The organism is Hymenobacter sp. HSC-4F20, from assembly GCF_019599275.1.
Taxonomy (GTDB): domain Bacteria; phylum Bacteroidota; class Bacteroidia; order Cytophagales; family Hymenobacteraceae; genus Hymenobacter.
Genome location: NZ_JAHZTD010000002.1, coordinates 25,915 through 48,446, shown reverse-complemented (window position 1 = coordinate 48,446; position 22,532 = coordinate 25,915). Strand labels below are relative to the sequence as shown.

Here is a 22,532-nt window from a genome sequence, read left to right as displayed (position 1 = left end):
GTAGAAGGGTAGTCGGCCAGTGGGGCGGGCAAGCAGTTGCAGCGGGTGGCACGAATAGCCCAGCTCTGTACGTTATGATGGCCACCAATCCTGGGCCTCGTATTTTTACTGCATGATCAGCAGCTTTCCGCACTATTTTCTGCGCTTCTGGGGGCTGCTGCTGATAGTGCTGCTGGGCGCGCCCGCGGCCCGGGCCCAGGTGCAGCGCCCGGATGCGCCGCCTTCCACCCGCCGCTGCGTGTGGGTGCGGCTGGCTGCTAACCGGGATACCACGGACTTTCGCCTGCGCGACTCGCTGACAGTAGTGCCGACTTCCGTGAGCGTGGATGGCCGCGCCCTACCCTATGACGCCCGCACGGACCGCTACCGCTTTGTGCGAGCCAGTACGCGCTTTCCTTCCCCCGAGCCGGGGCAGCCCGAGTTGGTGCTGCCAGGCGGGCCGGACTCCGTGCTAGTGTGCTACCGGGTGCTGCCGGTGCAGCTTGGGGTAGCCCGTGCCCTGCGCCCGGCCCGGCTGATGGACAGCGTGGAGTTCTGGCGGCACCCCCAGGTAATCGGGCTCGAAGATTTTGCCGTGAAGGAGCAGATTCTGAGCACGCCAGGCATTAGTAAAAGCGGAAACCTGTCCCGGGGGGTGTCGTTTGGCAACGCCCAGAACGTGTTCGTCAACTCCTCCCTGAACTTGCAGCTGGAAGGCCGCCTAACCGACCAGATTAACCTGACGGCGGCCATTTCCGACCAGAATGTGCCCTTCCAGCCCGAAGGTAACACCCAGCAGCTCCAGGAATTTGACCGGATTTACATCACCCTTACCCACCCGCGCTGGAACCTCACGGCCGGCGACGTGGTGCTGCGCAACAAGCCCGACTACTTTCTGCGCTTCTATAAAAACATTCAGGGGGCGGCGCTGGAAACCAACTTTGGCCGGGTGCCCGCCGGCGGGTTTGGGGGCGGTAGCGGGCCAGGCGTCAGCAATCCGCAGTTGTTTCAGTACCCTAACGCCGCCGGCACCAGCACTGGTACCTTCGTAACGGTGCCGCCCACGGTGCCACCCCCCGCCGGCTCGGGGGCCACCCAAAACGGCCTGCCCACCAGCCCGAATAGCCCGGCGGGTATTACTCCGAACGGGGTAGGGCCGAACGGCGTGAGCCAGACGGTAACCAGTACGGCAGGTGGGGCGCCGCGCCCGAAAGGGCTACTCGCGCTGGCTCCTGGGCGGGCGTTTGCCACTACCTCGGTGGCGGCGGGGGTAGCCAAGGGCAAGTTTGCCAGCATCGACATTACCCCGCTGGAAAACGTGCAGGGGCCATACCGCCTGCGCGGCCCGAATGGGGAGCAGTTCATCATTGTGCTGGCCAACTCCGAGCGGGTGTACCTGGATGGGCGCCTGCTGGTGCGCGGGTTTGATTTCGACTACATCATCGATTACAACCAGGCGGAGCTAACGTTTTCGCCCCGTCACCTCATTACCCGCAACTCCCGCATTAAGGTTGATTTCGAGTACTCCGACTTCAACTACGCCCGCTCCCTGTTTCAGGCCAGCCACTACCAGCAACTGGGCCGCTTGCAGGTGCACGCCAACTTCTACCGCGAAGCCGACAACCCCGACAACTCGCCCAACTTGGCCCTCAAAGACTCGGAAAAGCAACTGCTGCGCTCCATCGGCGACAACGTGAGCCAGGCCGTGGTGCCCGGCGTAGATACCGTGGCCTACGACCGGCAGCAGGTGCAGTACCGCCAGGAAACCCAACTCGACCCCACTACCCAGCAGCCGGTGGTGGTGTTTGTGTACCCGCCCCTGGATACCACGCGGGCGGTGTACAATGTGCGCTTTACCAACGTGGGCGCCGGGCAGGGCAGCTACAACCTGGGCACCAGCGCCGAAGATGCCCGTGCCAACGGCCGGGTGTACCAGTTCGTGGGCCGCGGCCGGGGTTCCTACGAGCCCATCCGGGTACTGCCCACGCCCCTGCAAAAACAGCTCCTGACGGTAGGCACCAGCTACCAGCTTGATTCTACGGCCACGGTGTTCGTGGATGTGGCTGCCTCTGACCTGGATTTGAACCGGTTTTCGCCGGAGTCGGCCAAGGGGCGGGCCATGCGGGTGGGCTACGTGGTGCAGGACCGGCCCCTGCGCCTACCGGGGCTGCAGGGCTACAAGCTGCGCAGCTCCCTCGACTACGAGTATACCAGCCACCGCTTCGCGCCCATCGACCGGTACCGCGACATTGAGTTTGACCGAAACTGGAGCACCTCGAACACGCTGGTTAGCAACAACCAGCGCCCTCGGGAAGACAATATCCTGAACGCCTCGGTGGGGGTAGTGAAGGACGCCGATAACGCCATTGGCTACCGCCTGAGCCGGCGCTACCGGGCCGGGGAAGTGAGCGGGGTGCAGCACTGGGTAGACGTGGCCCGGCAGGTAGGGCCGGTGCAGGTGCGCGGCAACCTGTTTCTGCTGAATTCGGCGGCCGGGCGGCGTACCTCGCGCTGGGCCCGGGGCGAGGCCACGGCCCGCTACGTGGGCGGCCCGGTGGTGCCGGGCTACGCCTACCGTTTCGATAAGAACCGCGTGGCCCGGCCCGCCGGCGACTCCCTGACCTCGGCCAACTACTTCGATGAGCACGCCCTGTTCCTGCAAAGTCGCGACTCGGCCCGCACCCGTTTCCGCCTCGACTACAGCTACCGCCGCGACCAGGCCCCCAACCCAGACCAGAATGCCTTGCAGGAGCGCGGCCGGGCCCAAACCTGGCAGGGTACATTGGTGTCCCGTATCAGTGCTACCCAGGACTTAGCCATTCTGGCCACCTACCGCGACTTGGCTGCCCGCGACTCGGCGCGGCAGCGCACCGTGCTGGGCAAGCTCGACTGGAATGCCAGCTTTCTGCAGAATATATTGCGCTCCGAGCTAAGCTACGCTGTAGCCACGGGCCGGGAGCTGCGGCGCGACTACACGTTTCTGCCCGTGCCCAACGGCCAGGGTACCCACTACTACGGCGGCGACGCCAACAACAACAACCGTCAGGACAAGGACGAGTTCTTCGAGGCCCAGACCCCCGACGCCCAGTACCGGACCCACATCAAGGTATTCCTGCCCACCGATGACTACATTCCGGCCTTTACCAACCGCTTCAGCTACCGCCTCACCACTACCGCCCCGCGGGGATGGCGAGAGATGCCGGGGCTGCGGGGCTTTGTGGGGCGCTTTTCGGCCCTGAGCACGGTAACCCTGGACCGCCGCACCACCGAAAATACGCTGTCCTCGCGCCTGAACCCGTTTGCGTTTCAGACGGCTGACTCCTTGCTGCTGAGCTTAAATAAGCTGCTGCGCAACACGCTGTACTTCAACCGCTCTAACCCCATCTTCGGCGCCGAGCTGACCGTGCAGCAAACCCAGCAGAAAGTGCTGCTGACCCAGGGCTCCGACACGCGCAACCTGGCCAACCAGAGTTTGCTACTGCGCCGGACCCTGGCCCAGTCGTTTACGGGTCGCTTCACGGCCACCCGCAGCATCCGCGAAAACCTGTCGAACTACCTGATAACGCGCAACTTCCGGGTACTGCAGTACGAGCTGGCCCCCGAAATCAGCTACCAGCCCACCAACGTGCTGCGCCTGACGGGCACCTACCTGCGCACTACCAAGCAAAACACCGCCGGCCCCGACGAGGATGCCGCGGGCACCTTCGATGAGCTGGGGGTGGAAACCCGCGTGAGCCAGGTGGGCAAGCGCACCCTCTCGGCTACTACCCGCTTCGTGCGCGTGGCCTTCGAGGGCGACCAGGGCTCCCTGGTTGGGCTGGAAATCCTGAACGCCCTACGACCCGGCAGCAACTTCACCTGGAACCTGAACCTGGAGCAGCGCCTCAGCAACGGCCTCAACGTAACCCTGGCCTACGACGGCCGCAAACCCAACGGCCTGAACGCCGTGCACACCGGTCGTATGCAGGTGTCAGTGCTGTTTTAAGGCTGCAAGACGTCTTCCAAGCGCACCGCAATCCAGTTATCCGGCAGCTCTTGCGTTATCCGGAACCCGAACTCAGCTAAGTCCTCCACTACGCCAGGGGTAGGGGGCAGGCCATATACGGATAGCTGGGGGTAGGTTGGCGCGCTGCCAGACTGGCCGTGATGGTCGTGCAGGGTAGCAAGCAAGGAGGCGAAGTGCAGGACGGCACTTGGCTGCAGCAAGGTAACCTCCGTGGGGCGCTTCTTAGCCGAGTGCCACAGCTGCTGCACCACTGGCGTATTTACTTGGCTGGCAACAATCCACACAGGGTCTGAGGCGGGTAAGTCCAAAAGTTGCCGGCCAAAGGAATAATCTAGTATTACCTGAACCTGTACGGACGCTAGCATTTGCTGGAATTACATCTATCCTTACTATCTATCTGGCGTTCAAGTGGGGGCCACTGCAGACACCGCGCTACTTAGCCTCTATCAGCCGCCGGATAGCCGGTACTACGGCCAGCTCGGTTTGCCCAACGGGGGCTTTGGCGGCATCAAGCTGCTTGAGGGCGTTGGCTTGCCAGGCGGGGGTAGGGGCCTGGCCTTTTTCCAGCATACGGAGGCGCTCCAGGCCCAGCGTGGCAACGGATTTCAGATTTACAGAATGGGGAGCGTACTCCTGCAAGCTGGGCATTTGCTTGAGTAGCGGCTGCACTAGGGCATCATTGGCCTGCCAGTATTCCAGTTCATTGCTGAGGTAGGCCAGCAGCGCCCTGCCCGGCTGCCCCTGGAGGCTGGTAGTGGCGGCGGCCGTGCGGCGGTAGGCCAGCAGGCCATCCACGGCCACGCCAAACTCCCGTGCCTCCTCCGACTCGGCCGGCGCGGCATCTACGAGGCGGGTCAGCGGGGTTTGGGTGGTGTACTTGAAACCCTGGAAGTGGCGCTTATACTCTTTTACCGGCTCCAGCACGTGGGCCAGCGTGCGTAGCGGGGCCACGGCCGTCTGCCGGCCGCCGGCCAGCTGCGTGAGGAGCTGCTCGGGGGCACGGCGGTGCTGCAGTCCCAGCGTTTCCAGCTGCCCGCTGACCAGCCCGAGGCGGCGGTACATGTCGGGCACGTCGCGGACGGAGGCGGCACTCCAGAGGCGCTCGGCCACGGCGGCGGCCCGGGGCCAGATGCGCGAGTCGACGATAACGGAATCGGCAAACTCGCTCCACATGGTAGCCTCACCGCCCAGAATCAGCTTTTGCTGCTGCGGGGTCAGGGGGGCATCCTGGGGCAGGGGGTCGGGGGTGTAGTGGGAGGCGGCGGTCAGGTTGAGGTCGATGTAGTAGCCGTTGGACAGTAGGGCGGGGTGGCCGGCCTTGGCCGCTTCGTAGAGGCCCTTTTTGCCGCGCCAGCTCTGAATGACGGCCTCCGGCGCCAAGCCCGGGCCCAGGATTTCGTCCCAGCCTACCATTGTTTTCTGGTAGCGGGTCAGCATTTGCAGCACCCGGCGGTTGTAGTAGGTTTGCAGGGCGTGCTTATCGGGCTGGCCCTTGGCATCCACAAACCCCTGCTTTTTCATGAAGGCCACAATGCGCGGGCTGCGCTTCCACTGACGGCCGTCGTTTTCGTCGCCCCCAATGTGGAAGTACGGGTCCGGAAACAGCCGCGTCATTTCGCTGAGCAGCGAGTCAATAAGCGAATAAGTGGTTTCCTTGGTGGGGTCCATGGCAATGTTGAGCACGCCCCATTTGCGCGCCACACCGTACACGGAGTCATTGGAAGCCAGGCGGGGGTAGGCGGCCAGCCAGGCCGTGGCGTGACCGGGCATATCCAGCTCGGGCACCACCCGGATGCCCCGCTGGGCCGCGTAGCGAATCACTTCCCGCACCTGCTGCTGGGTGTAGAACTGGCCCTCGCCGCCCACTGCGTGCAGGCGCGGAAACAGCTTGCTTTCCACCCGGAAGCCTTGGTCGTCGGAGAGGTGCCAGTGCATAACGTTGAATTTGGTAGCCCACATGCCATCCAGGTTGCGCTGTATCACTGAAACGGGCAGGAAGTGGCGGGCGGGGTCCAGCAGCAGACCGCGCCACGGAAAGCGGGGCGAGTCGGCTACATCAACCTCCGGCAGCCACACTGCCTTCTTTTCCGGGGTAGCCAGCTGGCGCAGCGTAGCCAGGCCGCGCAGAATCCCCAGGTGGGTTGGGGCGTTCAGGGCCACGCCCATAGGAGTCACGCGCAGCGTGTACGACTCATCTTCGCCCAGCTTCAGCAGCTCGCCCGGCCGGCCGTATTGCAGCACGATGCTGGCCGTAGGCAGGGGCGAGGCCTGCTTCCGCGACGACGGGCCTACCCCCACCCGGCCCGGCAACAGGGCCGGCAGTACCAACCGTTCCACCGCCTGCGCTACCGCCGAATCGGCCGCCTGGCTGGCGGCGGTTTGGGTAGGCGTGAACACCTGCCACGAGAGGTCAGGCTTGACCGTAAAGCGGCTCTGTCCCCAGGTGGTTTGGGCGGGTACGGGCAGCAGTGTACGCGTGTCAGTTGGTTGGGCCGCGAGCGGGCGGGTGAGAACGAGCAGGAAACAGAGCAGCAGGAGACGCATCATAGCAACGGAGTAGGGCAGGAAAGCGAAGGTAGCAAGCCCCGGGCCAGAAGTAGCAACTGCGCAGCCGCCAGTCGCCCCCCGCCTGCTGCCTGAAGGATTTCCCTTCAAAATGGAGAAGCCCTTGCCTCCGTTGGGGGTAAGGGCTTCTTGCGTTATCAATCTTGGGGGCAAACGCGGGGACAGGTTGCGCCGAAAGCCCCCTCATGCCACGGCACCCTGGCAACGCAGGGGCTTTCGGCGTGCTAGTGCCGGCTAAATCAGCCCCCTCGCTTTAAATTCCAGGTATTTATTGATGGTATTCACGGTCAGGTTTTGCGGAGCAGTGAGCAGGGCGTGAATACCGTAGCGGTTCAGTTCCCGCACAATTTGTCGCTTTTCCTGGGCAAACTTCTCGGCCACGGTCTGGTTATACACGTCCTGCGTAGAGTCGGTGGGGCCATCGAGGTAGGTGCGCAGCTCGGTGTTTTCGAAGAATACCACCAGCAGCAGATGGTCCTTGGCCAGGCGTCGTAGGTAGGGCAGCTGGCGCTGCATGCCGTAGAGCGTCTCGAAGTTGGTAAACAGAATCAGCAGGCTGCGCTGGCGGATGTGGCTGCGCACGGAAATGTACAGCCGCTCATAGTCGGTTTCCAGGTACTTGGTTTTCTGCCGGTAAAGTACCTCCAGCAGCTTGCGCAAATGGCCGCTGCGGCGGTCGGCGGGCACCATCGCCCCTGGCTGGTGCGAAAAAGTAAGCAAGCCGGCCTTGTCGTGCTTGAGCAGGGCAATGTTGCTGACGACGAGCGTGGCATTGATGGCGTAGTCCAGCAGGCTCAGGCCCTCAAAGGGCATGCGCATCACCCGACCCTTGTCAAGGAGGCAGTACACCTGCTGGGCGCGCTCGTCCTGGTAGTGGTTCACCACGAGGGCATCGGCCGCCTCTGGGGTAGTGGTGCGGCGGGCGGTAGCTTTCCAGTTGATGGCCCGTGGGTCGTCACCGGCCACGTAGGGGCGGATCTGCTCGAATTCCAGGCTGTGCCCCACCCGCCGGATGCGCTTCACGCCCACCTCCGTGAGGCGGTTGTGAATGGCCAGCAGCTCGTACTGGCGCATCTGCAGAAACGACGGGTACACTGGCACCACGCGGCTCTCATCAAACCGGAACCGTCGGCGCACCAGGCCCAGGGGCGAGGCCACGTACACATTCACGGCCCCGAACTCGTACTCCCCCCGCTTGGTGGGCCGCAGCTGGTAGCGAATCACGCTGGTTTCGCCCGGTTGGATAACGGCCCGAAACAGCACGTCGCGGCGCTGAAACTGGTGCGGAATCTCGTCGATGGTTTCGGTCTGGATGGGGAAGCGGTAGTGGTTTTCGAGGTAGATGGCAATGTCGTTATCGGAGCCGTTGGCGAGCTTGTCGCCCAGCACGCGCCGCCCGAACACGCCGCCCGTCTTGGCACGGGCCGAGGCGTAAAGCAGCCCGGTATCCAGCAGGGTCAGAACCAGCAGCAGCCCCAGGGCCAGCTGCACCGGTACCAGCCAGCCCGGCAGGAAAAACGCTACCACCAGCCCCACAATCACAGCTACCACGAGCAGAAAAAAGCGCCGGGTCAGGAAAAACGACTTCACAGGGAATGGGTTAATTCATCTCGCACTTCCATCAGGGCAAAGCCCAGCAGGTTTTCGCCGCGCCAGGCCGCCGGGTTTTCCGCGTCCGGGTGGTCTGCCGCCAGCCCGATGCCCCACACCGGGTCTACGGGGCTGGCTTCCACCAGCACGCGGCCGGTCGTAGCGCCCAGGAACTCGGCCAGGGCCGGGTGCTGGCTAAACTTATGTTGGTTGCCGGCTTTCACAATCTGGTACTTGTGCGCCTCCCACTGCCCGGCCTCAAAGCCCTGTACCTCGCGGCCCAACTTCTTGGCTTCGGCCGGGCTGGGAGCGGCCAGGATGCGCTGCCGCGTCAACTCATCCTGGAATAGCCGGGCCTTCTCCGCCATCATCCAGTGCTCTGCCGAAGGGTAGGTGCTCCCATCAACCACAAAACTGGCCCGCCACCATTGGCTAAAGCAGGTTTTGGTGATGCGGCCATCTTTGGCGGGCTGGTGCCCCCAGAAAAGCAAGTACTTCACCCGCTCTTCCTGAGCTAATTGGCTGAGCAGCCAGGTAGTGGAGTAACGCATCTACCTTGGAACTTCAATTTGCTGCAGAATCTGCTTTACTACGTCGTCGGGAGTGCCGCCATCCATTTCTCGCTCTGGGGTAAGCTGAATGCGGTGGCGTAACACCATGGGGGCCAGGTACTGCACGTCTTCAGGGGTTACAAAGTCGCGGCCGCGCAGGGCAGCCAGGGCTTTAGCCCCGTTGAGCAGAGCCAGGGAAGCGCGGGGGGAGGCACCGAGGTAGAGCCCTTTGTGGGCGCGCGTCTGGCCGACAAGGCGGGCAATATACTCCAGCAGCTTAGGCTCCACGTGCTGGCGGCGTACCTGCTCCCGCAGCTGCTGCAAGTCCTCGGCCGATACTACGGCCCGCACCGCCTCCAGGGGCGTACCACCAAAACCCGCGTGGTGACCTTGAAGAATAGCTATTTCTTCCTCTACCGAGGGGTAGCCTACGCTGAGCTTGAACAGGAACCGGTCGAGCTGGGCCTCGGGCAGGCGGTAAGTACCTTCCTGCTCCACCGGGTTCTGGGTGGCCAGCACTACGAAGGGCGCGGGCATGGGGTAGCGGGTGCCGTCCTGGGTTACCTGGCGCTCCTCCATCACCTCAAACAAGGCCGACTGCGTTTTGGCGGGGGCCCGGTTAATTTCATCAATCAGGACAATGCTGGCGAAGATAGGGCCGGGTCGAAACTCAAACTCCGACTTGGTCGGCCGAAACACCGAGGTGCCTAGCACGTCGGACGGCATCAGGTCGGGGGTGAACTGCAAGCGGCTGAAGGGCACGCTCAGGGTGCGAGCCAGGAGCTTGGCAGTAAGTGTTTTGGCTACCCCGGGCACGCCTTCCAGCAGCACGTGTCCGTCGGCGAGCAGGGCCGTGAGCAGCAGCTCGGCCAGGGCCTGCTGCCCCACAATGACCTTACCCAGTTCCTGCCGGATAGCCTCGGCGTGGCGACTCAGCTGGCTAAGGTCAGTGCGGGCATCGAGAGCCGTCGAAGCTTCCACCGCGGCAGATGAGGCAGACAACTCAGGGACAGAAGTAGCGGGATTATTTTCCATCTTTCAGAAGTGACAAGCGAGAGTGGCTGATGAGTAAAAGTACATTTGAGAATAGCTATACTGGCAGAAAATACACGTTATCAGCTTAAAAATGGCGTATTAGAATAGTTATAAAAGGATAAAATCCAAATTGTGGTATAATGCAACATTAAGCGGCGGTTCGGCGGAATTCATTGATGGCTTTGTTCAAAGCGAGAAGGTCGGTATCTGAGACCTGCGGGGCCGTTAGCACAACGTGGATGCGTCGTACCAGCGCGTCTACGCTGGTCCGCGGAATGCCGGATTTTTGCGCCAGCCGCTCCCGGGTAGCTTCGTCTGCTAAGTCCAGAGTAGGCTCGTGGTAGCGCGTGCGCAGGTACTCGTGAAACAGCCCGATTTTCTTTTCCGCAATTAAAGCATGATTGGAGCCCTGCCGATACAAGCCGGCCACCGTACGGGTAAACAGCAAGGTAGTATTGGGTAGCGGCTGTAGAATGGGAATAATGCGCTGGCGGCGGCGGGCTTCGACGAGCACAAACAGCAGGGCCCCCAACGCCCCCAGCCACAGGGCCCAGCGCAAGGCCTCGTGCTGCTTTACTACCCGCAGCAACGACTGCTCACCCAAGGGGCCCTGTTTTTGGTATTCATCCCAGAAAACCGGCCGCCCGGCCGGTAACGCCGACAGGGCCGCGAAGGCAAAGCCAGCCGTAGCGGGCCGCAGGAGCAGTAGGTTGCTGAAGGCGGCCGGGGTAGAGCTCAACAGCGCGCCTCCTCGGCCCACGGGCACCCAAACCAGCACCGGCCGCTGACGCTCATCATGGACGAGCACCGTGGCTCGGGCACCGTGGCGGGCGCGGAAGTAGGCAGGCACTTCACTCTGCGGAAACCGGTAGCGGCGGGCGGCGCCCCGCGGTGGATTTACCAGCGTAAGCGTGGTAGTAGCGCGGCTCAGGCCGTGGTTGCCCTGGGCCCGGCTCAGCAGTAGGCTATCCAAGTCCAGCACCGACTCCGTTTCCAAGTGCAGGGTATCCAGCAGCTGGCTGGTAATGCGCTCAGCCGCAATGAATGCCTGGTTGCCCTGGCTCAGGTAGCGCAGCAGCGCATCCCGGTCGAGGGGGGAGCAGACGAACTGGTCGTTGACGAAGAGGTAGGTCGCCGCGTCGGGGCGGAGGGCCGGACCGTTAGCCGCCAGGGCTGAGTCGCGGTCCGCATCTGCGCCCAGGGTAGGGAGCAGCTGGTTCGCAATGGGCAGGCGCGTAACCGTCACTGGCTGCCCGGGAAAAAGAGCCGGTAGCTGGTCGTACAGCACGTAGGTGCCGTAGGGGATTTTGTCGCGGTTGATAAAGGTAGGAGTCCAGTCCGTGGGTTGAGGGCGGAAGTACTCCACGGCGATGAACGCCACAAACAGCAGCCCCAGGCCCAGCAGAAACGCACGAAAACGGGTCATGACAACAGGGTAGGCTCAGGCCGCGGCGCGGGTTAGGTGACGAATAAAGTGCAGCCGGGCCTCGCGCAAGGCGGGGTAGGCCGGAGCGGTTAGCAGCGTCTCCCCGTACCACACGTATTCAAACTGACGAGTCAGCTCCTGAAACTCGGTAAACCAGGGCGTGCCGCGTAGCTCGTGCAGGTACTCGTGGTTGGTTTTATCGGGCTGCCAGCGGATGAGGCCCCGCTCCGTGAGATGACGCAAGCTAAGCAGGTAGCCCAGCCGAACTGCCAGCCGGTAGTTACCGGCTGCTTCCGCCTCGGCCAAGGCACTGTCAAAATCAACGCCGTAAATCTGCTCCCCGGCTGTGTCGTAGGGCAGCGGGGCTACGGAGCCCGAACGACGAAATAACCCAGTCAGGTCGAGGCGCAGCAGCCGCAACACCACGTAGAGGAACGCGGCCCCGAAGAGAGCGTACACCACGTAGCGGCCCCTATGCTCATAGCCAGGCCCGTAAAACAGGCCCAGAAACCACTGGAGCAGCCGCCACCAGAACCGCGTCCAGAGGCTGCTGCCGCTGCCGGGCTCCGGGGTTTCAGGCTCGGCATATTGGAACTCGCGTTGCTGGCGCAGCTGCCGCAGACGCTCCGGCTGGGGAGCCCGCACCGCGCCGGGCGGCCGGGTGTCGGCGGGCAGCTTAACAAAGCTGGAGCGGTGCGCAGCGGTGCCGAGCGTATCCACCGCAGGCGGCACCACAACCGGTTTGGGGGGCTGAGTCGCCCCGGCCGCCCCGGCCCAGGCGGCCAACGCCGCAACCAGAACCGCCAGATACGTTCGCCTCAACGTCACGGGTAGCCGCTTAGTACTCACCTTCGTCGTCGGGGCGCAGGGCTTGGGGAGCGACGGCCGGCGCAGCCTGCCCAATGGAATCTACCAGCAGTCGGGTGCCCTCGCCATCACGGCGCTCCACCAAGTTGAAGTACTGGAAGCAAATGGCAATCATAATGAGTGGATAGAAAACAAGGGAAATTAAGGTCTGAACGGCAGAATACACAATGAACAGCACCCGCACTAAGGGCGACAAATCGGAAGCGCGGCCGCTCATCAGGTCAGTGAACGGCAGGCCCAGCATGGACAAGACCACCAGCACCAGCGCCATAATTAGCCATAACATGAGTACCATCACCATAATCAGACCGAAGGTAGACCACCACTTGCCCCAGATCAGCTGAAAGCAGCGCTGAATGCTCCCAAAAAAGCCCCGTCTTTCGCGCAGCCACACCACAAAGTACAAGCTCAGGGCCACCACGGCGTAAATCATGAACAGATAGATAGCCAGCACGGCCACAACGCTGATCCAAGTGCCAAACACGGCCGAAAGGGCCACCATCAGTACGCCCATTACCAGGCCAATACCCATCATGCCCACGGTAAACAGCAGACCGAGCCCGAAAAAGGAGCCAATCATACCCAGGAAGCGGCTTTTCACCAGGGCCCACACCTCGGCGGGAGTAACCGGGGCGTCGTCGGCTTTGTCGGCGCGCAGCACCACGTAGCCGTACACTACCAAGTGCAGGACCACGAACAGCAACAGGCCGCCCAGCAACGTTATCCAGAGGCTGGAGGAGGTAAAAATAGGCGGGAGGATGTCGCGGGGCATGCCTAGCCGGGCCTGCCGGGCCATATCGCCGAAAGCCGACAGCATCTGCCCCTGCAGCAGCCCCATTCCGATGCCGGTTAGCAGGGCCAGCGGCAGCACTAACGTGGCCAGCACCCGCCCCAGTGGCGTAGCGTGCACGCGGACAAAGTCGAAGGTAGCCTCAATCTTTTGGCTGAAATCCCGCTCGCGCAGAAAGTCAGTGGGTTTGGTAAACGCAAGATGGCGCATGAAAAGGGTAGAGTTGTTGCAAATAAGCCAACGGGAAAGTGGAAATCAGACGGTTGGGCGCTGCCGGTGCAGCCACCACGGGTAGCCCACAAAGTAGCCCAGAATACACGCGGCCGACCCGCCAATAATGCTTAGGCTGGCGTAGAGCGGCATTTCGGTGTGGCGCGTAACAAAGCCTTCGAGAAAGCCCGCCACCACAAAAATCGGCACCAAGCTCAGCACCAGCTTCATCCCGTCGCGGGCGCCACGGCGTAGGGAGTCGCGCCGGGAGTAGGTGCCGGGAAACAGCAGGCTTTGGGCCATCACGGCGCCCGCCCCGCCCGCCAAGACAATGGCCGATATTTCGAGGGTGCCGTGAATCCAGATGGTAAGCACCGACGGTAGCAGCACGCCTTTCTGGTAGAAGAAGTACTGAAAGGACCCCAGCATCACCCCGTTCTTAAAGAGCATGATAAGCGTGAGCAACCCGCCGGTAATGCCGCCAGCAAAGGCATACAACGCCACTTTTACGTTGTTAAGCGTGATCTGCAGGAACATCAGCGTCTCGTCTTCGCCCTTGTAAACCGCCATGGGGTCGCCTTTCTCAATGTTGGCCAGGGTCTGGTTCACGTAGTTGTCGCCGAGCACTACGCGCACGAAGGTCTCGTCGCGGGCGGCTGACAGTGCCCCGATGCACGTAGCCAGCACAAAGAACGCCAGCGTGCCGGCTAGTAGCCGGTGGTGGCGAATGAGCAGGTGGGGTAGCTCGTGGCGCCAGAACGACCCGAATCGGTTCGTCTCCTGCTTTTTGTTTTTATAGAGGGCTTGGTGTAGCTTGCCCGTTAAGGTATTGAGGTAAGCCGTAGTAGTAGAGTCCGGATAGAATGTGCGGGCATACGACAGATCGTCGGTTAGCTCCACGTAGCGCCGGGCCAACTCGTCGGGGCCGGCGGCTGGGGTAGCCTCGTACTGCTGCCACCGGGCTTGGTTCAGGCGTAAGAATACCGTTTCGCGCATAAGCAAACTTCCGCCTTAGCGGCATTTATACACACTAGTTCGCGCAGGGCGCCGGGCTAAATATACAGGATTCAGACGGCCTTGGACGGGGCATTTTTTGCTTTATGAGCACCATTCGCATTCATACCACTCAAAATGTTGTTCTAGAATATGAAGCGGCCAGCGTAGGCGACCGGGTAGTGGCCCAGTTACTGGACCTGCTGGTGATGGGCCTTTGGGCCTTGGTGCTTAACTTTTTGATTGAACAACTGTCCAATTCCTCCGATGAGCATCGTATTCTTGCTTATGCCCTAATTTCGGCACCCTTGCTGGTGTACCATCCCGTATGCGAGGTTTTCTTCAATGGCCAAAGTTTAGGCAAGCACCTGCGCCACCTGAAAGTGGCCCGCCTCGACGGTAGTCGCCCCGGCCTCGGTGACTACCTGCTGCGCTGGTTGATTGGGCTGGTGGAAATCGGGATGACCTTTGGGGCCCTGGCTCTGGTGGCTACGCTGCTTAACGGCCGGGGCCAGCGCCTCGGGGATATGGCTGCTGGCACTACCGTTGTGAGCCTGCGCCCACGTACCCCGGATGTACAGGCTGTTACGGCCGAAACTCAGGTGCCCCTCGGCTACCAGCCCGTATTCCAGCAAGCTGCATTGCTCTCCGACCAGGATGTTACGCTGGTACGCCGGCTGCTGCACCAGGCCACCAAACGCAACGACTTTCTGCTGCTCAACGAGGTAGCTGGTAAAGTGAAAGGGGTAACCGGCATCCAGACTGACCTGCACGACGAGCCTTTTCTGCGCACCATCCTGCGCGACCATGCCTACTTCGCCAGCCGCGATAGTGCTCATATGTAGCTGATACGGAGGCTCACGGAAATGTGCCCATTAAAAAAGCCGCTCTGCCTTAGGCAGAGCGGCTTTTTGCGTAATAGACAAGCTTACTGAAGTACTACGCGCTGCGTACCAGCCGACTGGCCATCCACCGTCAGGCGCAGGAAGTACACGCCGGCCCGGTGGGTAGCGGGCTGCCAGTTCAGCGTATGGGCACCCGCCGCCAGCGTGCCGGCAGCTTTGCGCTCCACGGTGCGGCCCAGGGCATCAGTAAGGGTAAGCTCCGCCTGACCGGCGCGGGGTAGGCGGAAGCTGAGTTGAGAGCCGGCCGTAACCGGGTTGGGGTACAGCACGAAGCCAGTGGCTACTTCTGCCTGACGAACACCCGTAGTCACGCCTGTGGGCGCGGCAATGGCAATGTCGCGTACGGTGATGCCGTTGCCAATCATCATGGGAGCCGTGGCGGCGCCGGAGGTCAGGTTCAGAGAGTAGAGGCTGGAGTTGAGCGAACCGCCCGAGGTAGCCACCAGGTAGGCGGTGTTGGTGTTCTCAGCCGTGCTGAAGATGTCCAGGTCTACGTTGGTGCCGGGCGTTACCGTAACCGTGGAAGCCCCGATAGTCGTCAGCGTGCCCGCATTTGCATCTTGGCGCACCAGTATGTTCAGGGCCTCATCGTAGCCGAAGAGGGTAGTGGTGCGCGGGGCCGCCGTAGTGCCGGCCGGGCCGGGGTAGCTGTTGGTGTAAGCTACCGAGCCGATGGCCGGGGTAGCGCTGGCGTTGGCGTCGCCGGTGGCGTAAGTGATGGTGCCGTCCACTATAGGAGCCATGGAAAGGTCATTGGGGTTAATCCGGAAGTTAGCCCGGTTGACGCCCTCAATCCGGATGCGGTCCGCGCTGGGGTTAAAGTCGAAGGCAATGCTGCCCGAACCCAGTGGCAGGGCCATCGTTCCGCCCAGGGCAGTAGCCGCTCCTGTGGTAGCGTTAATGGTGTAGAGCTGGCCGGTTTGGGCCGTGGCATCGTAGCCCAGGGCGTACAGCGCATTGTTCAGCGGACGCACATCCATGCCCACGACAGTTTGCGTGGTAGCTACCCCCGTAATACCCATCGAAGTGCGGATAGTACCCGGCGTGGCCGTATCAAACGTGAGCAGGTTGGTACCGGCCAGGGCGTAGGCCAACTGGCCGGTAACGGCCGGCAGCGTGGCCGGGCGGTCAATGGCAACGGCAATATCCGTTAAAGGTGCTATGGTCGCGCCAGCAGTTCTACCTACACGGGTAGCAGTTCCGGTAGCCAGATCCACAGTGTAGAAATCATTGATATAATCCGCTGGGTCAAGGGTAGAGGCCGACAAGTATGCCTGGTTCGTACCCGTAGTAGGATTGAAATATATATCCAGATCGAAACTCTGCGGAAGAACATTGCCCAGCGCTAGAGAGCCAACAGTATTCAAAGTTCCACTATTCGGCGGATCTTGGAAAGTTAGCCGGTTGGCCGCCTCGTCAATATTATACAGCCGGGTGCTGGTTGCCCCAATGTAGCTGTTGGTGTAGGCAACCGCTCCTATGGATGGCGTTTGACCGGCATTGGCATCTGTAGCGGCGTAGGCTAAGTTTCCATCAGTGGCCGCCAGGGCTCCGTTGTTAGGGTTTAGGCGGAAGTTGCTATTGTTTACTCCAGTCACTCGAATCCGGTCCACGGTAGGGTTGAAATCGAAGCCTACTCGTATTGGGTAGTCTGAAGGTATAGGAGAAGGAGTATTGCCCAGGTTAAGCGTAAGTGCGCTACCGATAGGGGTTAGTGCCCCACTCGTGGTACTTAGCGTGTATAGCTGTGCCTGAGTGGTGCTGGCGTTATAGCCAAGCGCAAATAGCTCTCCGGTATTAGGCCGTACATCCATACCTACCAGGGTCTGGCCTGTTGCCAAACCGGTAATAGCTAGAGATGAGGTGTAAGTGCCAGGACTGGTGGCTTGGAAGGTGACCAGTCTAGGAGCAGCAATTGAAGTAAGTCCATAAACTGTCTGAGCCTGCGTGGTGCCTAGGGTAGCCGCCGACAAGGCCAGAGCGCCCATCAGGAAGACGCCCCGACGGGCTGCCTTCCGGCGAGTAGAATGTGTGAACATGAAATAAGTAGAGTTAGTGAATGGTTGACAGATTAAGGTGGACTGCCTATATAGGCTGCAGTAGATACGCAACCACGCGCTGATTGGCCTTTACGTCAGCAGTAATTAATGTGCTTTTAATTCTATTCGTTAAAAAAGGCCGTTTTAGGGAGCTAAAGCCAAAAAACTATACCTGGGTACACATAGTAAAAACGGCCTGCCAAGCACGCTTGACAGGCCGTTAAAAGCATAACAGGGAGTAGAACTAGCCCGCAGCTACCGCTTTGCGGCGGCTGGCGGTTTTGGGGGCCCGTTCTTCGCCCTGGGCCAGCAGCTCGTCGTCGCGTTCCGTCTTCTTCCAGCTCAGGGTATATAGGTCTTTGCGCCGGTCGCGGAGGTTACGCACGGCCCCGCTGGTGTTCAGGTCCTTGAGCAGGTCCAGGTCGAGGTCGGCAATCAGGGTCATTTCCGTGTTCGGGGTAGCCTCGGCCACGATGGCGTCGTGGGGGAAGGCAAAGTCCGAGGGGCTGAACACGGCCGACTGCGAGTACTGAATGTCCATGTTCTCGACGCGGGGCAGGTTGCCCACCGAGCCGGTAATGGCCACGTAGCACTCGTTTTCAATGGCCCGGGCCTGGGCGCAGAGGCGCACGCGCTGGTAGGCGTTCTTGGTATCGGTCCAGAAGGGCACGAACAGAATCTTCATGCCTTCGTCGGACAGCATGCGGGAGAGTTCGGGGAACTCCACGTCGTAGCAGATCAGGATGCCGATTTTGCCGAAATCCGTGTCGAAGCAGCGCAGCTTGTCGCCGCCGCGCATGCCCCAGTAGCTGGCCTCGTCGGGGGTTACGTGCAGCTTGTACTGCTCGTCCACGGTACCATCGCGGCGGCAGAGGTAGCTCACGTTGTAGAGCTTGCCATCATCGTAGAGCGGCATGGAGCCGGCAATAACGTTGATGTTGTAGCTCACGGCCAGCTCCATCATTTTGGTTTTGATGGGCTCGGTGAAGGCCGCCATCGAGCGGATAGCTACCGACGGCGACTCCTCGTTGGTAAGTGCCATCATGGGGGCGTTGAAAAACTCCGGGAACAGCACGCAGTCGGCCTTGTAGCCCGATACGGTATCCACGAAAAACTCCATCTGCTGGAAAAAGTCCTCCAGGTTTTTGGTGGCCCGCATCTGCCACTGCACAATGCCAATGCGCACGTTCGACTTCTGGTTACCGATCAGCTTGTCGGATTCCTCGTCGTAGTACACGTTAATCCACTCCAGCAGGGTAGCGTACGCCTTGGACTCGGAGTCGTAGGGCAGGTAGCCGCGGATGATTTTGCGGACGTGAAACTCGTTGGAGAGCTGGAAGGTGAGGATGGGGTCAGTAATTTCCTTGGCCCGCACCATTTCCACGTACTTGGCCGGCGTCATCTCGTTGGCGTAGGCCGCGTAGCCCGGAATGCGGCCGCCCGCTACCATGGCGCGCAGGTTCAGGTTTTCGCACAGCTCCTTGCGGGCGTCGTAGAGGCGGCGGCCCAGGCGCAGGGAGCGGTACTCGGGGTCCACGAACACGTCCACGCCGTAGAGCGTGTCGCCATCGGGGTTGTGGGTGTTAAACTTGCCGTGGCCCGTGATTTTGGCGTAGGTGTGCCGGTCGCCGAAGTCGGAGTACTGCACGATGATGGCCAGGGCCGCGGCCACTATTTGTCCGTTGTCCTCGATGCAGATCTGACCTTCCGGAAATTTCTTCAGCAGCGCGTTGTACTCCTCGTGCGACCAGGAGCCCTCCATGTTGGAGTACACCTTGTCCATGATTTCCTTCACGGCCTTGAAGTCGTTGCGACGCAGCGTGCGCAGCACCAGCTTATGGGCCGGAATGGCCGTGGGCGTCAGCAGCTCCGGGTTCTGGGGCATGCCGGGTAAGGTTTGTTTTTTGGCGTGGGCACCGTTGGCCTTGCCGTTAGAACTCGTTGCCATATAAAGTCAGTGCAGAATGTCAGGGAAAGAAGCGCAAAGATACCGTGCGGTTACCGGGCCTGGCGCTGGTCTTACGGCTGCCTAACAATTTTGGTGACAAAAAGGCTCACTCCCGCGCCATTGGCCGTACTCGTGGGCCGCACACGGCCGGCGTCCGCTGGTATCCTCGTACCTTGCCGTATGCTACCGCCCGAAGAACGCCGTCTGCAAACGCTGGAGCGCATCTTATCAGCTCCCGAAGCCTTCCCGCCCACGGCCTGGCTGTGCGCCCCCGCGGAAGCGGCTCGCTGGGCTCCGGAAACTCCGGCGGCCGTGCTGCTCACGGCCGTGGCCGGGCAGGCCGTGCTCGCACCGCATGGCCTGGTGCGCACCATGTTCATGGATGAAGTACAGCTGCTAATGGAGCGGCTGCTGCGGCAGGTGCCCGGAGCCACGGCCGAATTGCGCGTTTCTATTCTGAGCCGCTACAAGGACCATCACGAGTTTCCGGCCCTTACCGGCCAGCCCGAAACCCTGGCGTTCTACCTCGCCGATGCCGTGCGCGCCGGCGGACTTACCCCCCCCGATGCCCTGGCCCACTTCCGCCGGCATTTCTCCCATTTTACCCTCGAAGCTGCCAAGCACATCATGGCGAAGGCATTTTTGGGGGGTAGATGAAGGGGAACAGGTAAAAGGTCAAAGCTGGGGGTGACCAGGAAAAGAAAACCCGCTTGTCATCCTGAGCGCAGCGAAGGACCTGAGGTAACTCTGCTACCCCTACAAGGCGGTAGAGGTCCTTCGCTGTGCTCAGGATGACAGACTGGTTACTTTTTACCTGTTACCTGATTTCATCATCACCTACACACCCTGCATTTCAGGCACCTCGTCGGGAATGACCAGCTTGCCGGCAGTGGCTGCTTTAATCTGCTCCACAGTTACGCCGGGCGCCCGCTCACGCAGCACGAACCCATCGGGCGTCACATCGAGGACAGCCAACTCGGTTACAATTTTCTTGACGCAGCGCAGGCCGGTGATAGGCAGCGTGCAGGCAGGGAGCAGCTTGCTGGAACCGTCTTTGGCTACGTGCTGCATGGCCACAATAATGTTTTTGGCTGAGGCTACCAGGTCCATGGCGCCGCCCATACCCTTCACCATTTTGCCCGGAATCTTCCAGTTGGCAATGTCGCCGGTTTCCGACACTTCCATAGCACCCAGAATGGTCAGGTCCACGTGCTCCCCCCGAATCATGGCGAAGGAATCGGCGGAGCTGAAGAGGCTGGAGCCGGGTAGGGTAGTCACCGTTTGTTTGCCGGCATTGATGAGGTCGGGGTCCACTTCAGCATCGGTAGGGAAGGGACCCATGCCCAGCAGACCGTTTTCGGACTGCAGCTCCACATTGATGCCTTCGGGAATGTAGTTGGCCACCAGCGTTGGGATGCCGATACCGAGGTTGACGTAGGAGTTATTTTCTACTTCTTGCGCGATGCGCCGGGCAATGCCGTGTTTATCTAACATGATGATGGGCGGGGTAGGGAGGAGCAACTTATTTCACTGTGGCAGCCTGGGGCTCAATCACCGCCTGCCGAACCAGGCGCTTGAACTTGCCGGCTAGGTCGCCGCCCGTGGTGTTGGGGTATTTTTGGGTGTAGAGCAGGGCCACGATTTTCGCCTTCGGGTCAACCCAGTAGGTAGTCCCGAAGATGCCGCCCCACTCGTAGGAGCCTTCGGAAAGACCGGTTTGCGCGGCGGTTTTGCTGGTAGTCAGGCTAAAGCCCAACCCAAACTTGTTTTCACCTTGGTTGACCTCCCCAATCTGATTGGAGGTCATCAGGCGCACAGTGGCAGGTTTGAGCAGCCGTTGTCCGCGGTATTCCCCCTCATTGAGCAGCATTTGCAGGAACGCGGCGTAGTCATCGATGGTAGACGACAGGCCGGCCCCGCCCGAAAAGTACGTGCCCTTGGCCTTGGGATAATCGGGGCTCATGCCGCCTTGAGGGGGCATCTTCACCGTTTTCTTGCTAGCATCCTCGGTGTAAAGCACAGCTAGCCTAGACTGCTTTTCGGTTGGGAGGTAGAAATAGGTATCCCGCATGGCCAGAGGCTCAAACAGGCGGGTGCGCAGAAACGCATCGAGCGACTGACCCGACACTACCTCAATTAGGCGGCCCAGCACGTCCACGCTCAGGCCGTAGGTGAACTGCTCGCCGGGTTGGTGCAGTAGTGGCAGCGGGCCCAGCGCATTCATGGCCTCGGCCAGCGTACCGCCCGGCGTACCAATGCCGCTGGGGATACGGGCCTTGGCGTAAATGGCGCGGGCTTCTTTGGTGCCGATGACGGGGTAGCTAATGCCCGACGTGTGGGTGAGCAACTGCCGGATAGTTACCTCGCTGCGGGCCGGAACGGTGGTGTACGTTGAGTCCTGGGCGTTAAAAGTAGCCAGCACCCGCGGGTTGCGGAAGGCGGGCAGATACTTGGAAATGGGGTCGTCGAGCTGCAGCTTCCCATCATCGTAGAGCATCATTACGCCCACGCTGGTAATGGCCTTGGTTTGGGAGGCAATGCGCAGGATGGCATCTTCCCGCAAAGGCTTTTTTGTGGCCACGTCATCCAGCCCTATTGCCTTGCGGTAAATGATTTTTCCGTCCTGGGCAATCAGAGCAATGGCGCCGGGCACCCGGTTGGCCGCGGTATATTCCTGCAACAGCTTGTCCAGCGCCGGCAACGGTTTGGGGGCCAGCTGCAGGGTTTGGGCCTTAGCAGTCTGAGCCTTGACCGGCGCCGCGGTTTGGGCCCAGGCGTGGGTGGCGGCGAAACTTAATACAAGCGCAAAAACGGTCTTTTTCATATTCCTGAAACTAGGTTCACCTCAACCCAAGGGGTAGGGGTAGGCTGGCTTTTCGGGAGGGCAGCATGGCAGATGCTGCCGGGCAAACCCTAGCCCTGCCGGACCGTGCGCTGCTCAATGCGCTTTTCGTAGTTCTGGCCCTGGTAAATGCGCTGCACAAAAATGCCAGGCGTATGAATCTGGTTGGGGTCTAGCTCGCCGGCTGGTACCAGCTCTTCCACTTCGGCCACCGTGATTTTGCCGGCCGTGGCCATCATGGGGTTGAAGTTGCGGGCCGTGCCTTTGTAGATGAGGTTGCCCGCCGTGTCGCCTTTCCAGGCTTTTACGAAGGCAAAATCAGCGTGCAGGGCGGTTTCCAGCAGGTACATCTTGCCGTTAAACTCCCGGCTTTCCTTGCCTTCGCCTACCTCGGTGCCGTAGCCGGCTGGGGTGTAGAAGGCCGGAATGCCGGCGCCGCCGGCCCGGCACCGCTCGGCCAGGGTGCCCTGCGGAATCAGCTCTACCTCCAGCTCTCCGCTCAGCAGCTGGCGCTCAAACTCGGCGTTTTCGCCCACGTAGCTGGAAATCATTTTGCGCACCTGCTTGGTCTGGAGCAGGCGGCCAATACCGAAATCATCGACGCCGGCATTGTTGCTGATGCAGGTGAGGCCTCGCACGCCCAGGCGCAAAATTTCCTGGATAGAGTTTTCGGGGATGCCGCACAGGCCGAAGCCGCCCAGCATAAGGGTCATGCCGTCGGTGAGGCCGTGCAAGGCTTCAGCCGGACCGGCCACTACTTTGTTGATCATGGGAAAATGGGTGGTT

17 protein-coding genes are annotated in these 22,532 nt (G+C 61.2%); 3 read left to right on the top strand and 14 right to left on the bottom strand.

The window, feature by feature from the left end; genetic code table 11:
* The first annotated feature begins 112 nt into the window (after positions 1-112).
* A complete protein-coding gene (locus K3G63_RS09885; RefSeq protein WP_220613971.1) occupies positions 113-3,964 on the top strand; it encodes a hypothetical protein in 3,852 nt (1,283 codons plus the stop codon).
* Here K3G63_RS09885 and K3G63_RS09880 read toward each other — a convergent pair.
* From K3G63_RS09880 to K3G63_RS09840, 9 genes are all read right to left on the bottom strand, one after another.
* A complete protein-coding gene (locus tag K3G63_RS09880) occupies positions 3,961-4,269 on the bottom strand; it encodes a hypothetical protein (protein WP_220613970.1) in 309 nt (102 codons plus the stop codon). The two genes, K3G63_RS09885 and K3G63_RS09880, sit on opposite strands and share 4 nt — an antisense overlap.
* 148 nt (positions 4,270-4,417) lie before the next feature.
* The gene (locus K3G63_RS09875; protein WP_220613969.1) at positions 4,418-6,532 is read right to left on the bottom strand and encodes a beta-N-acetylhexosaminidase; all 2,115 of its coding nucleotides are present in this window, start codon (positions 6,530-6,532) and stop codon (positions 4,418-4,420) included.
* A gap of 252 nt (positions 6,533-6,784) precedes the next feature.
* Positions 6,785-8,140: a DUF58 domain-containing protein gene (locus tag K3G63_RS09870; protein ID WP_310794577.1), complete on the bottom strand. Its 1,356-nt coding sequence runs from the start codon at positions 8,138-8,140 to the stop codon at positions 6,785-6,787.
* Entirely contained in the window at positions 8,137-8,691 is a 555-nt protein-coding gene (locus K3G63_RS09865; RefSeq protein WP_220613968.1) for an NADAR family protein, read from the bottom strand. The genes K3G63_RS09870 and K3G63_RS09865 overlap by 4 nt, the downstream gene beginning before the upstream one ends.
* Positions 8,692-9,693 carry an AAA family ATPase gene (locus tag K3G63_RS09860; protein ID WP_409070865.1) on the bottom strand — a complete coding sequence of 334 codons (1,002 nt, stop codon included), beginning with the start codon at positions 9,691-9,693 and terminating at the stop codon, positions 8,692-8,694. It abuts the gene before it with no gap.
* A gap of 181 nt (positions 9,694-9,874) precedes the next feature.
* Positions 9,875-11,152 (bottom strand): DUF4350 domain-containing protein, encoded by a 1,278-nt coding sequence (locus K3G63_RS09855; RefSeq protein WP_220613967.1) that lies wholly within the window; start codon positions 11,150-11,152, stop codon positions 9,875-9,877.
* 15 nt (positions 11,153-11,167) lie between these two features.
* Complete coding sequence (locus K3G63_RS09850) at positions 11,168-11,980, bottom strand: DUF4129 domain-containing protein (RefSeq protein ID WP_220613966.1); 813 nt, start codon at positions 11,978-11,980, stop codon at positions 11,168-11,170.
* 10 nt (positions 11,981-11,990) lie between these two features.
* Entirely contained in the window at positions 11,991-13,019 is a 1,029-nt protein-coding gene (locus tag K3G63_RS09845; protein WP_220613965.1) for a hypothetical protein, read from the bottom strand.
* A gap of 45 nt (positions 13,020-13,064) precedes the next feature.
* Positions 13,065-14,015 (bottom strand): stage II sporulation protein M, encoded by a 951-nt coding sequence (locus K3G63_RS09840; RefSeq protein ID WP_220613964.1) that lies wholly within the window; start codon positions 14,013-14,015, stop codon positions 13,065-13,067.
* Between the two features lie 104 nt (positions 14,016-14,119).
* Here K3G63_RS09840 and K3G63_RS09835 point away from each other — a divergent pair, with 104 nt between their 5' ends.
* Complete coding sequence (locus K3G63_RS09835; RefSeq protein WP_220613963.1) at positions 14,120-14,857, top strand: RDD family protein; 738 nt, start codon at positions 14,120-14,122, stop codon at positions 14,855-14,857.
* Positions 14,858-14,940: 83 nt separating this feature from the next.
* Here K3G63_RS09835 and K3G63_RS09830 read toward each other — a convergent pair whose 3' ends face one another.
* A complete protein-coding gene (locus tag K3G63_RS09830; protein ID WP_220613962.1) occupies positions 14,941-16,956 on the bottom strand; it encodes a DUF4394 domain-containing protein in 2,016 nt (671 codons plus the stop codon).
* Positions 16,957-17,200: 244 nt separating this feature from the next.
* Positions 17,201-18,841: a bifunctional GNAT family N-acetyltransferase/carbon-nitrogen hydrolase family protein gene (locus tag K3G63_RS09825; protein WP_259404468.1), complete on the bottom strand. Its 1,641-nt coding sequence runs from the start codon at positions 18,839-18,841 to the stop codon at positions 17,201-17,203.
* Positions 18,842-19,084: 243 nt separating this feature from the next.
* On the opposite strand from K3G63_RS09825, the gene K3G63_RS09820 reads away from it, so the two are divergent.
* On the top strand, positions 19,085-19,561 hold the full coding sequence (locus K3G63_RS09820; RefSeq protein WP_220613960.1) for a hypothetical protein: 477 nt from the start codon (positions 19,085-19,087) through the stop codon (positions 19,559-19,561).
* A gap of 180 nt (positions 19,562-19,741) precedes the next feature.
* Here K3G63_RS09820 and K3G63_RS09815 read toward each other — a convergent pair whose 3' ends face one another.
* The 3 genes from K3G63_RS09815 to K3G63_RS09805 form a co-directional block, all read right to left on the bottom strand.
* A complete protein-coding gene (locus K3G63_RS09815) occupies positions 19,742-20,398 on the bottom strand; it encodes a CoA transferase subunit B (protein ID WP_220613959.1) in 657 nt (218 codons plus the stop codon).
* A 28-nt stretch (positions 20,399-20,426) separates the two neighbouring features.
* On the bottom strand, positions 20,427-21,728 hold the full coding sequence (locus tag K3G63_RS09810) for a serine hydrolase (RefSeq protein ID WP_220613958.1): 1,302 nt from the start codon (positions 21,726-21,728) through the stop codon (positions 20,427-20,429).
* An 89-nt stretch (positions 21,729-21,817) separates the two neighbouring features.
* Positions 21,818-22,516, bottom strand: coding sequence for a CoA transferase subunit A (locus K3G63_RS09805; RefSeq protein WP_220613957.1), 699 nt, complete (start codon positions 22,514-22,516; stop codon positions 21,818-21,820).
* Positions 22,517-22,532 lie beyond the last annotated feature (16 nt).

Bases quoted from the DNA above. Each gene is read 5' to 3' on its own strand.
- K3G63_RS09885 (WP_220613971.1), top strand. From the start codon at position 113: ATGATCAGCAGCTTTCCGCACTATTTTCTGCGCTTCTGGGGGCTGCTG.
- K3G63_RS09805 (WP_220613957.1), bottom strand. From the start codon at position 22,516: ATGATCAACAAAGTAGTGGCCGGTCCGGCTGAAGCCTTGCACGGCCTC.
- K3G63_RS09840 (WP_220613964.1), bottom strand. From the start codon at position 14,015: ATGCGCGAAACGGTATTCTTACGCCTGAACCAAGCCCGGTGGCAGCAG.
- K3G63_RS09815 (WP_220613959.1), bottom strand. From the start codon at position 20,398: ATGTTAGATAAACACGGCATTGCCCGGCGCATCGCGCAAGAAGTAGAA.
- K3G63_RS09865 (WP_220613968.1), bottom strand. From the start codon at position 8,691: ATGCGTTACTCCACTACCTGGCTGCTCAGCCAATTAGCTCAGGAAGAG.
- K3G63_RS09810 (WP_220613958.1), bottom strand. From the start codon at position 21,728: ATGAAAAAGACCGTTTTTGCGCTTGTATTAAGTTTCGCCGCCACCCAC.
- K3G63_RS09875 (WP_220613969.1), bottom strand. From the start codon at position 6,532: ATGATGCGTCTCCTGCTGCTCTGTTTCCTGCTCGTTCTCACCCGCCCG.
- K3G63_RS09830 (WP_220613962.1), bottom strand. From the start codon at position 16,956: ATGTTCACACATTCTACTCGCCGGAAGGCAGCCCGTCGGGGCGTCTTC.
- K3G63_RS09835 (WP_220613963.1), top strand. From the start codon at position 14,120: ATGAGCACCATTCGCATTCATACCACTCAAAATGTTGTTCTAGAATAT.
- K3G63_RS09825 (WP_259404468.1), bottom strand. From the start codon at position 18,841: ATGCCCCAGAACCCGGAGCTGCTGACGCCCACGGCCATTCCGGCCCAT.
- K3G63_RS09820 (WP_220613960.1), top strand. From the start codon at position 19,085: ATGCTACCGCCCGAAGAACGCCGTCTGCAAACGCTGGAGCGCATCTTA.
- K3G63_RS09855 (WP_220613967.1), bottom strand. From the start codon at position 11,152: ATGACCCGTTTTCGTGCGTTTCTGCTGGGCCTGGGGCTGCTGTTTGTG.
- K3G63_RS09845 (WP_220613965.1), bottom strand. From the start codon at position 13,019: ATGCGCCATCTTGCGTTTACCAAACCCACTGACTTTCTGCGCGAGCGG.